We start from the raw sequence: 13,688 nt of genomic DNA, 5'->3' as shown, positions 1-13,688 counted from the left end.
GGATCCCAAATGGTCAATTCAGACTGTGTCGAGGGGAAAACGCTGGCTTAGGCGACAGCGCTTTCAAACTCGTTCGGAGTCTTGTCCTTGAGGTATTCAAGCTCTTTCTTCGCGGCTGCAACCAGCACGCCGAAGGCTTCCGCATCATGGATCGCCATGTCGGAAAGCACCTTACGGTCAACTTCGATACCGGCCTTTGTGAGGCCATCGATGAAGCGGCCATAGGTCAGGCCATGTTCGCGGACAGCGGCATTGATGCGCTGGATCCACAGAGCGCGGAAATTGCGCTTGCGCACCTTGCGGTCGCGGTAGGCATACTGCATCGACTTGTCGACAGCGGCCTTCGCAGCGCGAATGGTATTTTTGCGGCGTCCATAAAAGCCCTTGGCTTTCTTCAGGACCTTCTTGTGTTTTGCATGGGCGGTAACGCCCCGTTTTACGCGTGCCATCTCATGATCTCCTTAAAATCGCTGGTCCCGGCTCTGCTTACAGGCCGTTGGGAAGGAACTTCTTGACGATCTTGGCGTCAGGCTCGGAAAGAACCATGGTGCCGCGTGCGTCGCGAATGAACTTGTTGGACCGCTTGATCATGCCGTGGCGCTTGCCCGCGGCGGCGGATTTCACCTTGCCGGTTGCGGTGATCTTGAACCGCTTCTTGGCAGACGACTTCGTCTTCATCTTGGGCATTTCGCTACTCCTTATCAGGCCTTTAAGCGCCACAATGACGCCTGTGCAGCCATCTTCTTGTTGGGTGAGACGCTCAGGGGCGAAGAACCCTTGAGCATCAAGCGTTGGAAACCGCCTCGGCATGCCCTGCCGGCCGGTTTGAACGCGCGCCTTATAGACCCGGCTGCGCAAAAGCGCAACGGCCCAGTCTTGAATTTGCGCGTTTGCAGCAAAAAACCGGCCCCGCGACAGCAGGACCGGTCAATCATATTGCCAAAAAGGCGTTATTTCGGAGCCAGGACCATCATCATCTGACGGCCTTCGAGCTTCGGCTCGGCTTCCACCTTGGCGATCTCGACGGTGTCATCCTTGACCTTCTGAAGCAGCTTCATGCCCAGCTCCATATGGGCCATTTCACGGCCGCGGAAGCGCAAGGTCACCTTGACCTTGTCACCCTCGTCAAAGAAGCGGTTCATGGCGCGCATCTTCACATCATAATCATGTGTGTCGATATTCGGGCGCATCTTGATTTCCTTGACCTCGACGGTCTTCTGCTTCTTGCGCGCCTCGGACGCCTTTTTCTGTGACTGGTATTTCAGCTTGCCCAGATCGACGATCTTGCAGACCGGCACGTCGCCGTTGGAGTTGATCTCGACAAGATCGAGACCTGCCTCTTCCGCCATGGCAAGTGCCTGGTCGGTTGCCAAGACGCCATGGTTCTGGCCTTCAGCATCGATGAGTTGGACCTGTGCGGCCCGGATGTTCTGGTTCGCGCGGGGGCCTTCATTGGTGGTCGGCGGCGCTCTGAAAGGTCTGCGAATGGCTTTGGTCTCCTGAATAATTGGTCCGGTTCCGCCGATTGCGAAGCGCGAGCACAGATGTTTTCGCGCAATGTCCTGATCAGCGGGCGGCTGTCAATAGCATGACTTAGCGAAAAAATCACCACAGGTTACGCCGATCAGCGCCGAATCTTGTAAGAGAGCAAAAACTTCTTGAGAAACGGGGTGATGACGATGAACCCAATTGCCAAAGAACTGACCGTCGGTGACGGCAATGCAGCAAGACCAATTGCAGCGCTTATGCGCGCCGCAACCGGGATCGGACGCGATCTGCCAGGCGTGGTCTGGCTCGGCGGTTACCGGTCTGACATGAGCGGCTCGAAGGCAGTGGCCTTGTGTGACAAGGCGGGAGAGGAAGGCCGGGCTGCGCTCAGGTTTGATTATTCCGGTCATGGCGCTTCGGGCGGCGAATTCCGGGAGGGCACGATTTCACGCTGGCTTGAGGAGAGCCTGGCGGCGTTCGACACATTCACCTCCGGCCCGCAGATCCTGGTCGGCTCATCGATGGGTGGCTGGGTTGCGCTCAGGATGGTTCAGGAGCTTCGCAAGCGCGGTGAGGGCGAGCGCATCGCCGGTCTGGTGCTGATCGCGCCGGCACCGGATTTCACGCTTGAGCTGATGGAACCCGAACTGACAGAAGCGCAGCGCGAGGCGCTGGAACGGGACGGCTACTATGAAGAGCCCACACCTTACGGCCCGGATCCGAACGTGTTCACACGCGCCCTGTTCGAGGACGGCCGCAAGAACCGGGTTCTTGAGGGGCTGATCGAAACCGGCGCACCGGTTCACATCATTCAGGGCATGGCGGATCCGGACGTGCCGTGGCAGCACGCGCTCAAGCTGATGGAGCACTTGCCATCGGAGAATGTCACCCTCACCCTCATCCGTGACGGCGACCACCGGCTCTCGCGCGATGAGGACATTGCCAGGATCCTGGCTGCCGTAGAGAGCATACCGGCAGGTTCCTGAAAAGCGGGAACGCCGCCGACCCCACACTCGGCCTATCCTCAGGTGGCGCTCGAGCCGGCCAACCACTGCGGTCGCGGCCGGTAACCATATCGGGAGATGCGGGAATCCTGTAATTGACTCTTCGCGCCAACCGTTCTTAACTATTTGTTAATGAATTGGGATGGCGTGGAGTACACCGGAAATGTTTCGTGGACCGGGAAAATACAAGGCTATGATGGTCGCGTCCGCGGCGTTTTTCGCCTTTACTGGCGTCAGCGGTTCGACCGGGCTGTCGATGCAGACCGGCCGGATCACCTCCCAACCCATCGGCCATTATGAATTCTGCAAACAGTTCAGTTCCGAGTGCGAACCGGTCAAAGGATCAGGCGCCGCTCCGAAGGTCACCGATTACGGCTGGGAGGTGATCCGGGAGATCAACCGTGCGGTCAATTTTTCGGTGATGCCCAAGACCGATCTGGAGCTGTTCGGCAAGGAAGAGGTCTGGGCGTATCCCCAGATCGCAGGTGACTGCGAAGACTATGTGCTGCTCAAGCGCCACATGCTGATGGAACGGGGCTTTTCAGCGGCTGATGTGCTGATCACCGTTGTCCGCAAGCCAGACGGAGAAGGCCATGCAGTGCTGACGCTGAGGACCTCCGAAGGCGATTTTGTGCTCGACAATCTCGAAGACGATGTGAAGCTTTGGCGCGACACGCCCTACAGCTATCTCAAGCGTCAGGCCTCCAACAATTCGGGCCGCTGGGTGACCATCGAGAACAGCACAGAGGTCATGGTCGGCGCGTTGCGCTGATCAGGGGTCCGGCAGGGCCGTTTTTCAGCTCACCATCTCATTGCGCGGATGCGAGAGCTTGCGCGCTGCCGCAGCGCCTTTCTATCCCCCACAAAGCCCATGACGCTGCGACGCTGACGGCGGCAATGCCGATCAGCATGGCGAAGGTTATGCCGATGCCTGCATGGGTCAGTGCCAGTGCCGTACAAAACGGGGCACCGGCCATCGCAAACAAGCGAATGGTGGCGAGCTTTCCGGTCATTGCGCCATACCCATCAGTTCCGAACAGTCTGGCGGGCAGAATCGCGCGGGCGATGAAGTTGAGCCCCTGCCCGATGCCAAAGCTGACCGCGAAAGCGATGATGACCAAGTCCGCATCAAACCATAGACCCGCAGCAAGGATCACGATGCCCAGAAACAAGGTGCCGGTGGAGATCAATCCGACCATCGAAGAGGCAACGCGCTCCCCGGTGACCATTTCGATCAATCTGGCAGCGACCTGCATCGGGCCGATCACCGCACCAGCCAACGCAGCCAACGCAGCCGCGCGGCCCATCTGATCGAGGATCAGGAAAAATGAGGTGTGCACCGCAGACATCAGGAAGCTGCCCCCCGCGAAGGCGAGTGAAAGCAGCAAAAAGGCCGGCATGCGACGGCCGGGTTGCAGCAGGCCAGGATCCCGAAGCGGCTGGGCGACCAAGCCAGCGGCGCTCGCGGTTTGCGGTTCCGGCTCGTCGTTCCGATCTGCAGCACGCAGTTCCGGCCTGTTGGGAACCAGCATATGAATCGGCAGGGCAACAAGAAAATTGATCGCAGCGAGAACCAGAAAGACCCCGCGCCAGTCCATGAAGCCCAGCAACCAATGGATCAACGGCCAGAAGACGGTCGAGGCGAAACCGGCGACCAGGGTCACGTGGGCAATGGGGCGCCTGGCGTTGCGGCCATGCAGGGCGGTCAATGCGGCAAAGCCGGTCTCATACTGGACCATGCGCGCGGCGAATTCGATCAGCAGCATGGCAACGGCAAAGCCAACCATGGTCTCGACAAAGGAGAGATTGACAAGCACGCAGGTGGCGAAAAAAGACCCTACGACCATCACCGGCCGCGCGCCGAAACGGTCCATCGCATGGCCAACGACCGAGGCTGTGGCCGCGCTGGTCAGCAATGCCACCGAGAAAACACCAAACACAAAGCTGTTGCTCCAGCCCTGGGCCCGAGCGATCTCGGGACCGAGAATGGCGAAGGGGTAATAAAGCGTGCCATAACCGATGGTCATGGAAACGCCTATGAGCAGCGTCAACGGCTCGATGCGGCGCGGCTTCGCACTCACAATTGGGATCTGTTCTTCACAGTCGGCTCGATCATCCTGATGGTCCGCACCAGTGAGCAGAACCAACGGTCATTGCGGAAATTGTGGTGTCCACCTGCGGTGTCCAATCGCATCGCTACCGCGGGAAAAACACCCTGCCACATCTTAAAGCCCCTGAGATGAAATCGAGGCCAGACTAGAACCGGATCAGACCAGCTGCAACGAAAAAGGCGCCGGGTCCGGCATTGATATCCAAGCCAGAGCAACGTGATCCCAGCAGAGGGCTGCATCAATCCACCCGAAGACCGGGTTGCTGTGTTAAACCGTCCGCGGGCATGAACTGTCCGGATTGCTTTCGTCGCCATCTTCAGGGCGGCTAAGACCCGTGACACGAGAGAGCAGTTCCATAAGCCGATCATGGTCATGTGCCGCTGCGATCTGTCTCAGGTCCGCGTAGAGCTGATCGAAATCCAGAGCTTCGGCCGGGGGTTCGGATGCAACCGAGATCTTCGGATGGGCGGTCGGGTTTGGCTCTTTGACCGAATAGCGCAAAACCTCATGGAGTTTTTCACCGGGTCGCAGGCCGATGATCTGCATGGCGATGTCACCTTGCGGATTGGTTTCGTCGCAGACGGTCAGGTTCGACAGCTGGATCATCTTGACCGCCAAATCCCTGATCAGAACCGGATCTCCCATGTCGAGGAGGTAGATATCCCCCTCGCTCTCGGATTGTTTGCTGTCAGGCCGCGCGATGCTGCCTGCCTGAATCACCAACTGGGCCGCTTCGGAAACAGTCATGAAATACCGCGTCGCGCCGGTATCGGTCAGAGTCAGCGGCCCGCCGCTGCGGATCTGCTCGCGAAACAGGGGAATGACCGAGCCGCTCGATCCGATGACATTTCCAAAACGGACAGCACAGAAGGTCTTGGACAGCTTGTCGCGCTTCGACTTCGCAGCGAAATCCTGAATGATAAGTTCGGCAATCCGCTTGGATGCGCCCATGACGCTTGATGGCCAAACCGCCTTGTCTGTGGAGACCAGAACCATGACCTCGACATTGGATTCAAAGGCCGCGGTTGCGACTGACAGTGTTCCGAGCGAATTGTTGATGACACCCTGAAACGGATTGTCTTCGACCAGCGGCACATGCTTGTAGGCCGCGGCGTGAAACACGGTGTTGACCCCGTGTTCATCGAAGAGCCGTTTTACAAGCGGTTGGTCCATCACCGATCCGAGGATCGGTACGATTTCCAAATCGCCCTTCTGGCTGAGTTCGCGCATAATCTGGTAGAGCGCAACTTCGCTGTTCTCCAGCAGCACCAGCTTGGATGTGCGCAGCGAGATCGCTTGGCGGCAGAGCTCAGATCCTATCGACCCGCCCGCACCTGTGATGAGCACGACTTTGCCGCTGGTGTTGATTTCCATCAATTTCTTGTCAGGTGTCGCCATTTCACGGCCGAGAAGATCACCAATTTCGACCTCCCGAACCATGTTGACCATGTGCTTGCCGTCCACAATGTCCGCGAACGGTGGCAGTATCCGCACCCGGACACCCTGTTTGCGCAGCGATTCAACCACATCCATCCGCTTTGCATTGCTGGTGTAACGAAGGGTGATGATCGCATCCTTGATCTCGTAGCGACGGACCAAGTCGGGGACATCCTTTGAGGGAAAGACCGCGTTGCCGCCGATCAGACGGCCATATAGGCTCGGATCATCGGTGGCGTGAATGACCGACAACCGAGGATTCTGGCTTTGCAACGTCGATGCAATCTGTCTCGCCGCCTCTCCCGCCCCGTATATGAGGAAATACCTGCGCGGTACAGAGCCACTGCTTTGCGTAACAAGAAACCAGCGTGCCCAAAACCGCAGGCTGATCACCATGACAAGCACGAAAAGCCAGGTCAGGACGAGAACCGAACGCGGAACCCCCTGGATCCCATAGGCGCGCGTCATAAATGCTAGCAATCCCCAGAGCAGTGCTGTCAAACCAACAGCCTTGAAGGCCGACCAGATCGCCTCCTGACCTACGTATCGGATCAGCGACCGATACATCCCGAAACCAAAGAAAATGGGGATAGCGATCAATGGCGCCGAGAGGATCATAACCAGCTGAGACTGATTGGGAACATATATTGCATCCAAACGGATGCAGTAAGCCAACCACGCTCCGAACACGACAATGAAGGTGTCAGCAGCCACCAGGACCAACTGCTTTACACGCCGGTCCCTCGCCAACAGCCAGACAACAAAATTCTGCAACATGGCCCTACTTCCCCGGCCCGCCAGCGCCCAAACCGGTCAACTCATTATTATTTTAGGCCGCACATATCCTTTACATCTGACCTATTGGCAAGAGCATGCTCAAGCGTTTCCGATCAATATCCCGGCCGCGAACACCAGCGCTCCGCCGAGAACCACCTGAAAAATCGCCCGGCTCCAGGGTGTTTCCATCCAATGATTTTGGATCCAGGCAATGGCCCAGAGCTCAATGAAGACAATTGCAACAGCAACCGTGGTGGCAATGGTGAAGTCGGGGATCAGATAGGGCAGCGCATGACCCAAGCCGCCGACTGCGGTCATGATGCCCGATGCAAGCCCACGCTTGAGTGGTGAGCCCCGGCCTGAAATCACACCATCATCATGCGCGGCCTCGGTGAAGCCCATTGAGATACCGGCGCCGACAGATGCCGACAGGCCGACCAGGAATGTGGTCCAGGTGTCGCCGGTGGCGAAGGCGGTGGCAAAAATCGGCGCCAGGGTCGAAACAGAACCATCCATCAGACCGGCAAGACCCGGCTGGACATAGGTGAGAATGAATTTGCGGCGCGCGGTCTGGTCTTCCTCAGACTTGATATCTTCCGGTGTGTGCTCGAGCCCAAGCCGCCTGGCCAACGAACCGTGACCCTTTTCGGCGATCGCCAGGTCGCCAAGCAATTGCCGCGTATCGGCATCGCCGGTGCGCTGCGCAGCTGCCAGGTAAAAATTATGGGCCTGAGCCTCCATGTCTTCTGCAGTCTGACGGATCTTGTCGAGCGGCTGGCTCTTGATCAGCCAATCGGGCTTGCGTTCATAGAAGCCGCGAACATGTTCGCGCCGGATCAGCGGAATCCGGTCTCCGAAGCGGGCCTTGTGGCGGTCGATCAGCCGGGCACGGTGGGCCCCTTCTTCCTGGGCCATCTCATCGAACACTTTTGCGGATTGCGGGTAGTCCTCGCGCAAATGATCCGCATAGGCGAGGTAAATGCGGGAATCATCTTCCTCCGACGAAATTGCCAGGGCGAGGACCTCCTGCTCACTCAATGAACTGAAGGGACGGCGATTGAAACCAATGAGACGGGTCAGCATGGCAGCCTCTTGTTTAGAATTATTCTAAACTATGGGATGCCACTCCTTTTTTCAAGCGCGGCAAACGCAAAGTTGAAGGAAAGCGGGTTGATCCTGTCCGATTCAACGGCCAAGTGTTCCACTATGACTGAAGCACGCGAAACAACCGAAACCTTGTTGGACCGCCTGGGCCGTTTTCTGGCCCGGCGGCTGAACTCGCCCAATACAGATTATGAGCCCTATACGCCGTCAGACCCGGAAACGCTGTCGCGAACGCTCGAACCCGGAGACATTCTTCTGATCGAAGGCAATCAGAAGGTTTCTGCCGCGATCAAGTATCTGACCCAGTCAACCTGGTCACATGCGGCCCTCTATGTCGGAGACGCGCTCCAGACCGACCCGGCCGCCAGGGCCGGGGAGAACGAAAGCGCTGACAGACTGGCCGCAGCGGCCGAAAAGCCGCAACTCGTCGAGGTCAATCTTGGCGAAGGATGCGTCGCCGTCCCGCTGTCAAAATATGCCCGGTTCAACACACGTATCTGCCGTCCCGTTGGCCTGACACCGGAAGATAGAAAAGCCATCGTTACCTACATGGTGGAGCGCCTGGGTGTGCGCTACGACATGAAAAACATCTTCGATCTGATGCGGTACTTTCTCCCCACGCCGCCGGTGCCGGTGCGCTGGCGGCGACGCATGCTCGCCTTCGGATCAGGCGACCCGACCCGCGCGATCTGCTCCTCGATGATCGCCCAGGCCTACCAATCGGTCAAATACCCGATCCTGCCAGAGACGACGCGGATACCGGGCCGCCAATGTGCAGATTCCGACTATTCGCGCCGTGAGATCCTGCATATCCGGCATCATTCGCTGTTCGCCCCGAGGGACTTTGATCTCTCGCCCTATTTCCGGGTGGTCAAGCCGACGCTGGAATACGGGTTCGATTACAAGCAGCTTCATTGGAGCAAGAAGACCGACGCCAGCAGCGATCATTCCGGACACATACCGCAATCAACCAATTGACATCCGCCGTCGTTGAGCAGGATTGCACCGTCTGGCGGAAATGATTGTAAAGATCCGGCCAGTCACACCACGCTGCGACACAAGCGGAATGGGGTTGTTCAGCCGAAGATCCTGACGACGCTGCCCAGCTGATATGTTTTGAACCCCGGCGGCTGATCTGGGCGCTGGGTTCAGCGCAGCCATCGGTGCAGCCTTTTGCAATCGGGCTGATGCTTCGGTTGCACAACCGGGACGCGCCGGAATCCGAATGGCAGGCTCCGGACCGATCGATCGGCAAAACATAGCCGCGACCGGAAGCCGTTCACCAGTTCCCTTTTCCGCCTGTGCATTCAGGGCAAAATAGATGTAAGGGCTTGGGCCGGACCAACACATGCTGCCAGGAGTGGGGCTCGATGAAGATCGTGGTAACAGGCGCAAGCGGATATGTCGGGCGCCATCTGGTTCCGCTGCTTGCGGACCGGGGTGCCGACCTCTTGCTGGCTGGACGCGATCCGGACAAGCTTGGTGAGATGTTCCCGGGACAGGCTGTTTGTGGCTATTCCGAACTTGCCGAGGCTGCTCAAGGCTACACCATGCTGTTGCACCTGGCCGTTCTGAACACCGGTTCCGATGCCTCGCTTGAGGCGTTTATCAAGGTCAATGTCGAGCAGATGATGGAGATGGCAGCGCTGGCGCAAAGCGCCGGAATCGAGACTTTTGTCAATGCATCCTCGATCCACGCGCTCGATCCTTCGAACAAGGCACCCTATGCGATCAGCAAGAAAATGGCGGCCAAGAAGCTTGCAAGCTTTGACGGGCTCAATACGGTCAACCTCTACCTTCCCTATGTGTATGATCCTGACTTCAAGACCCGGTTCCGTTTCGCAGCAAAGTTGCCCAAACCACTTGGTCGGCTGGCGTTTCAGGCGGCAACCTGCCTCAAATCGTCCGTCAATGTGTCCCGCATCGCAGACTTCATGATCAGCCTCTCGGGCCAGGGTCCGACCGACCTGCCACAGCCCCTGATCCTTTCCGAGGGTCAGAGCGGCAATCCGGTCTTTCAGATCACCAAACGGACGATCGATTTGGGCTTCGCGATTTGCATTCTTGTGTTGCTCTGGTGGCTGCTGATCGCGATCTTTGTCCTGATACGGCTCGATTCCAAGGGGCCGGGGCTGTTCCTTCAGGAACGCGTCGGCAAGGATGGGAAAGTGTTCTCCTGCTACAAATTCCGCACCATGAAAACCGGAACGGCGCATGTGGGGACCCATGAAGTCAGCACCAGTGCGATCACAAGACAGGGTCAATGGTTGCGCAAGAGCAAACTCGATGAGCTGCCGCAGATCATCAACATCTTCCGCAACGAAATGAGTCTTGTCGGACCGCGACCCTGCCTGCCCAGTCAGAGCGAGTTGATTGCTGAACGAGACCAGCGCGGTGTGCTGGCGGTCAAGCCCGGCATTACCGGTCTGGCGCAGGTCAATGGCGTGGACATGCGTTTCCCCGCGAAGCTGGCCCAATGGGACGCCCGGTATCTGGCGCTTCAATCACTGCTCTTGGATCTGCGGATTCTGCTCGCAACCGCATTCCGGCGCGGATGACCGGCTGTTTATCAGACAACGTCGGCCCATGACGGATGACTGGTGGTTTTCCGCCTACCGAAGACTTGCCTTGCCTCCCCCAAAGCAGCACTTTGTGCTGCAACCCGCGCCAGCGGAAGATGCGCAATGTTGCAGATCACAAGGGCCGCGCCACTTTACCTGATTGCCTTTTTCGCCGGTCCTGCTACATCGCGCATATGACAAACACGCCCCTCTCCCATATCCGCAACTTTTCGATTGTCGCCCATATCGATCACGGCAAGTCGACGCTGGCCGACCGGCTGATCCAGACCTGTGGCGGCCTTGCCGAGCGCGAGATGAGCCAGCAGGTTCTCGATTCCATGGACATCGAGAAAGAGCGCGGCATCACCATCAAGGCCCAGACAGTGCGTTTGCACTACAAGGCCAAGGATGGCGAAATGTATGTGCTCAACCTGATCGACACGCCGGGCCATGTCGACTTCGCCTATGAGGTGTCGCGCTCGCTGAGGGCCTGCGAGGGCTCGCTGCTGGTGGTTGACGCCAGCCAGGGCGTCGAGGCGCAGACGCTGGCCAATGTCTATGCCGCGCTGGATGCCGATCACGAGATCGTGCCGGTGCTCAACAAGATCGACCTGCCGGCGGCCGAGCCTGACCGGATCAAGGAACAGATCGAGGAAGTGATCGGCCTTGACGCGTCGGATGCGGTGATGATTTCGGCCAAGACCGGCATCGGCATACCGGAGGTGCTGGAGGCCATCGTCACGCGTTTGCCGGCGCCAAAGGGCGGCACCACCAAGGATGCGCTGAAGGCCATGCTGGTTGACAGCTGGTACGACACCTATCTCGGCGTGATCGTGCTGGTGCGGGTGATCGACGGCGAAATGAAAAAGGGCCAGCAGATCCGGCTTATGGGCACCGGCGCCCGCTACACGGTGGAGCGGATCGGCATCATCACGCCAAAGCTGGTGGCGACGGATACCCTTGGCCCGGGCGAAATCGGGTTTATCACCGCTTCGATCAAGGAAGTGGCCGACACCCGCGTGGGTGACACCATCACGGAAGAAAAGCATCCGACCGCAGAAGCGCTGCCGGGCTTCAAGCCGGCACAGCCTGTGGTGTTTTGCGGCTTGTTCCCGGTCGATGCGGCGGATTTCGAGGATCTGCGCGCGGCGATGGGCAAGCTCAGGCTCAACGACGCCTCGTTCTCGTTCGAGATGGAGACCTCGGCGGCGCTCGGCTTCGGCTTCCGATGCGGCTTCCTGGGGCTTCTGCATCTGGAAATCATTCAGGAGCGGCTCGAACGCGAATTCAATCTCGACCTGATCGCCACGGCGCCTTCGGTGGTCTACCGGATGAACATGACCAATGGCGACGTGATCGAATTGCACAATCCGGCCGACATGCCCGATGTGGTGAAGATCGCCAGCATCGAGGAACCCTGGATCAAGGCAACGATCCTGACGCCGGATGATTATCTGGGACCCATCCTGAAACTGTGCCAGGAGCGCCGCGGCATCCAGACCGACCTCAGCTATGTCGGTAAGCGCGCGATGGTGACCTATCAGCTGCCGCTCAACGAGGTGGTGTTCGATTTCTACGACCGCCTGAAGTCCATCACCAAGGGCTATGCGAGCTTCGATTATCAGATCACCGGCCACGAGGCAGGCGACCTGGTGCGGATGTCGATCCTGGTCAATGAGGAGCCCGTGGATGCACTGTCGATGCTGGTTCACCGCTCTGCGGCGGAAAAACGCGGCCGGGTCATGTGTGAGAAGCTCAAGGACCTGATTCCACGGCACATGTTCAAGATCCCGATCCAGGCCGCCATTGGCGGCCGGGTGGTGGCGCGCGAAACCATTTCGGCAATGCGCAAGGATGTGACGGCGAAGTGCTATGGCGGCGACGCCACCCGCAAGCGCAAGCTCTTGGACAAGCAGAAGGCGGGCAAGAAGCGGATGCGTCAGTTCGGCAAGGTCGAAATTCCCCAGGAAGCCTTCATCGAGGCGCTGAAGATCGGCGACTGATCCGCGCCCGGCCCGGCCGGGCGCATCACGTCTTCACGTTCGGGGGTAGGTCCTCAATTCAGCGCCCTCAATTGGGCAGCGGCAACGCTGTGCGGCGGCTTTTGTGCCATTGCCAGAGAATGTGGCCGATCAGCGCCAGGAACACCATCACGCCACCAACAAGCGTGCGTGACGCGGGCACCTCGGAATGAAGTATCCACACCCATATCGGGCCAAACACCGGCTCCATGGTGGAGATGAGAGCGGCCAGCGCGGAGGGGATCAGCCGCGCGCCGGTGACAAACATCGCCAGCCCGAGACCCAGATTGAACGCGCCGAAAAGCACCAGCAGTCCCAGATCACGGATTGAGACCACCAGCGTTTGGGCCAGTGAGATGCCGAAAGCTGCGCCAATGATCACGCCCAGGCACACCGCCGGCGTCATCCGCACGTCGGAATAGCGCCGCGTGATCACCGTAGCGGCGGCAAAGACCACAGCGATCAGCAGCGCCAGCCCGTCGCCGATGAACGACACATTGGCTGCAAAGGAATCGGAGACCATGACGCCGACCCCGGCAATCACCGCCAGGATTGCCGCCCAGGTAACCCGGTCAACGGCCTCGCGCAGAAAGATGACGCCGAGCAAGGCGGCGATCAGCGGCGCGCCCGCCTGCATCAGCAGGATGTTGGCAACGCTGGTGTATCCAAGCGCCACCACGAAGGACATCGATGCCGTTGCGAAGCACAGGCCGACCCCGACGCCGGGCAGCCCCATGGTGCGGAACAGGCGGATGGTTCCTGTCGGACCGTCGCGCCATAGCATGAAGGCCAGCAGGAACAGGGCGGCGAATATGGAGCGCCATGCGACAATCGCCCAGGGGTCCCCGGTTTCGAGACCGCGCGCGATCGCGCCGCCAAAACTCCATATGATCGCTGCTCCCAAGACCAGCAGAACGCCACGGCGGTTTTCGACGGGATCAGGTGCCGGGGTCTTGATGGAAGGCGGTGGTGCGAGATCTTGAGCCATGATTATTCCTAGCGCGGGGACCAGTCCGGCGATACGCCACAGATGCGACATCGCCGGCCGCGAACAGACAGAGCTCCCGGACTTGCCCCCAAGGGACCCGCCGGAGCGGCCATACAGAACACACATTCGGGGCCGCCCAACGTCCTGACGCAGTTTGGACTTTGGGTAAAGTGCTCAAACTCCCTTTGGAAAAAGAA

The 13,688-nt window shown here is 59.0% G+C and carries 12 protein-coding genes; 5 read left to right on the top strand and 7 right to left on the bottom strand.

The window, feature by feature from the left end; all coding sequences use genetic code 11:
• Positions 1-47: 47 nt before the first annotated feature.
• The 3 genes from rplT to infC all read right to left on the bottom strand — a co-directional run bounded on the left by rplT (position 48) and on the right by infC (position 1,487).
• The gene (rplT, locus tag HPDFL43_RS01160) at positions 48-449 is read right to left on the bottom strand and encodes a 50S ribosomal protein L20 (protein ID WP_007199718.1); all 402 of its coding nucleotides are present in this window, start codon (positions 447-449) and stop codon (positions 48-50) included.
• 37 nt (positions 450-486) lie between these two features.
• Positions 487-687 carry a 50S ribosomal protein L35 gene (rpmI, locus tag HPDFL43_RS01155; protein WP_007199717.1) on the bottom strand — a complete coding sequence of 67 codons (201 nt, stop codon included), beginning with the start codon at positions 685-687 and terminating at the stop codon, positions 487-489.
• A gap of 263 nt (positions 688-950) precedes the next feature.
• Positions 951-1,487, bottom strand: coding sequence for a translation initiation factor IF-3 (gene infC, locus HPDFL43_RS01150; protein WP_084594544.1), 537 nt, complete (start codon positions 1,485-1,487; stop codon positions 951-953).
• 186 nt (positions 1,488-1,673) lie between these two features.
• Between infC and HPDFL43_RS01140 the strand changes: the two genes are divergently transcribed.
• Together HPDFL43_RS01140 and HPDFL43_RS01135 are read left to right on the top strand one after the other, a co-directional pair.
• A complete protein-coding gene (locus HPDFL43_RS01140; protein WP_007199714.1) occupies positions 1,674-2,474 on the top strand; it encodes an alpha/beta hydrolase in 801 nt (266 codons plus the stop codon).
• Positions 2,475-2,685: 211 nt separating this feature from the next.
• Positions 2,686-3,264, top strand: coding sequence for a transglutaminase-like cysteine peptidase (locus HPDFL43_RS01135; RefSeq protein WP_007199713.1), 579 nt, complete (start codon positions 2,686-2,688; stop codon positions 3,262-3,264).
• Positions 3,265-3,301: 37 nt separating this feature from the next.
• Here the strand turns inward: HPDFL43_RS01135 and HPDFL43_RS01130 are convergent, their stop codons facing one another.
• The 3 genes from HPDFL43_RS01130 to mbfA all read right to left on the bottom strand — a co-directional run bounded on the left by HPDFL43_RS01130 (position 3,302) and on the right by mbfA (position 7,900).
• Entirely contained in the window at positions 3,302-4,573 is a 1,272-nt protein-coding gene (locus HPDFL43_RS01130; RefSeq protein ID WP_156970150.1) for an MFS transporter, read from the bottom strand.
• Between the two features lie 297 nt (positions 4,574-4,870).
• Positions 4,871-6,817: a polysaccharide biosynthesis protein gene (locus tag HPDFL43_RS01125; protein ID WP_007199711.1), complete on the bottom strand. Its 1,947-nt coding sequence runs from the start codon at positions 6,815-6,817 to the stop codon at positions 4,871-4,873.
• 99 nt (positions 6,818-6,916) lie between these two features.
• Entirely contained in the window at positions 6,917-7,900 is a 984-nt protein-coding gene (mbfA, locus tag HPDFL43_RS01120; protein ID WP_007199710.1) for an iron exporter MbfA, read from the bottom strand.
• 123 nt (positions 7,901-8,023) lie between these two features.
• Here mbfA and HPDFL43_RS01115 point away from each other — a divergent pair, with 123 nt between their 5' ends.
• The 3 genes from HPDFL43_RS01115 (at position 8,024) to lepA (ending at position 12,485) form a co-directional block, all read left to right on the top strand.
• A complete protein-coding gene (locus tag HPDFL43_RS01115; RefSeq protein WP_040448883.1) occupies positions 8,024-8,899 on the top strand; it encodes a YiiX/YebB-like N1pC/P60 family cysteine hydrolase in 876 nt (291 codons plus the stop codon).
• A gap of 392 nt (positions 8,900-9,291) precedes the next feature.
• Positions 9,292-10,479, top strand: a complete 1,188-nt coding sequence (locus HPDFL43_RS21545; protein WP_084594543.1) for a sugar transferase — start codon at positions 9,292-9,294, stop codon at positions 10,477-10,479.
• A 197-nt stretch (positions 10,480-10,676) separates the two neighbouring features.
• Positions 10,677-12,485, top strand: coding sequence for a translation elongation factor 4 (gene lepA, locus HPDFL43_RS01105; RefSeq protein WP_007199706.1), 1,809 nt, complete (start codon positions 10,677-10,679; stop codon positions 12,483-12,485).
• Between the two features lie 67 nt (positions 12,486-12,552).
• Here lepA and HPDFL43_RS01100 read toward each other — a convergent pair whose 3' ends face one another.
• On the bottom strand, positions 12,553-13,491 hold the full coding sequence (locus HPDFL43_RS01100) for a DMT family transporter (RefSeq protein ID WP_007199705.1): 939 nt from the start codon (positions 13,489-13,491) through the stop codon (positions 12,553-12,555).
• Between the last annotated feature and the right edge of the window lie 197 nt (positions 13,492-13,688).

The sequence above is a fragment of the Hoeflea phototrophica DFL-43 genome (assembly GCF_000154705.2).
Taxonomy (GTDB): domain Bacteria; phylum Pseudomonadota; class Alphaproteobacteria; order Rhizobiales; family Rhizobiaceae; genus Hoeflea; species Hoeflea phototrophica.
Note: the sequence above shows the minus strand (reverse complement) of the source record. Positions and strands in the feature narration are given on the sequence as shown.

Bases quoted from the DNA above. Each gene is read 5' to 3' on its own strand.
- rplT (WP_007199718.1), bottom strand. From the start codon at position 449: ATGGCACGCGTAAAACGGGGCGTTACCGCCCATGCAAAACACAAGAAG.
- rpmI (WP_007199717.1), bottom strand. From the start codon at position 687: ATGCCCAAGATGAAGACGAAGTCGTCTGCCAAGAAGCGGTTCAAGATC.
- HPDFL43_RS01140 (WP_007199714.1), top strand. From the start codon at position 1,674: ATGACGATGAACCCAATTGCCAAAGAACTGACCGTCGGTGACGGCAAT.
- HPDFL43_RS01135 (WP_007199713.1), top strand. From the start codon at position 2,686: ATGATGGTCGCGTCCGCGGCGTTTTTCGCCTTTACTGGCGTCAGCGGT.
- HPDFL43_RS01125 (WP_007199711.1), bottom strand. From the start codon at position 6,817: ATGTTGCAGAATTTTGTTGTCTGGCTGTTGGCGAGGGACCGGCGTGTA.
- mbfA (WP_007199710.1), bottom strand. From the start codon at position 7,900: ATGCTGACCCGTCTCATTGGTTTCAATCGCCGTCCCTTCAGTTCATTG.
- HPDFL43_RS01115 (WP_040448883.1), top strand. From the start codon at position 8,024: ATGACTGAAGCACGCGAAACAACCGAAACCTTGTTGGACCGCCTGGGC.
- HPDFL43_RS21545 (WP_084594543.1), top strand. From the start codon at position 9,292: ATGAAGATCGTGGTAACAGGCGCAAGCGGATATGTCGGGCGCCATCTG.
- lepA (WP_007199706.1), top strand. From the start codon at position 10,677: ATGACAAACACGCCCCTCTCCCATATCCGCAACTTTTCGATTGTCGCC.
- HPDFL43_RS01100 (WP_007199705.1), bottom strand. From the start codon at position 13,491: ATGGCTCAAGATCTCGCACCACCGCCTTCCATCAAGACCCCGGCACCT.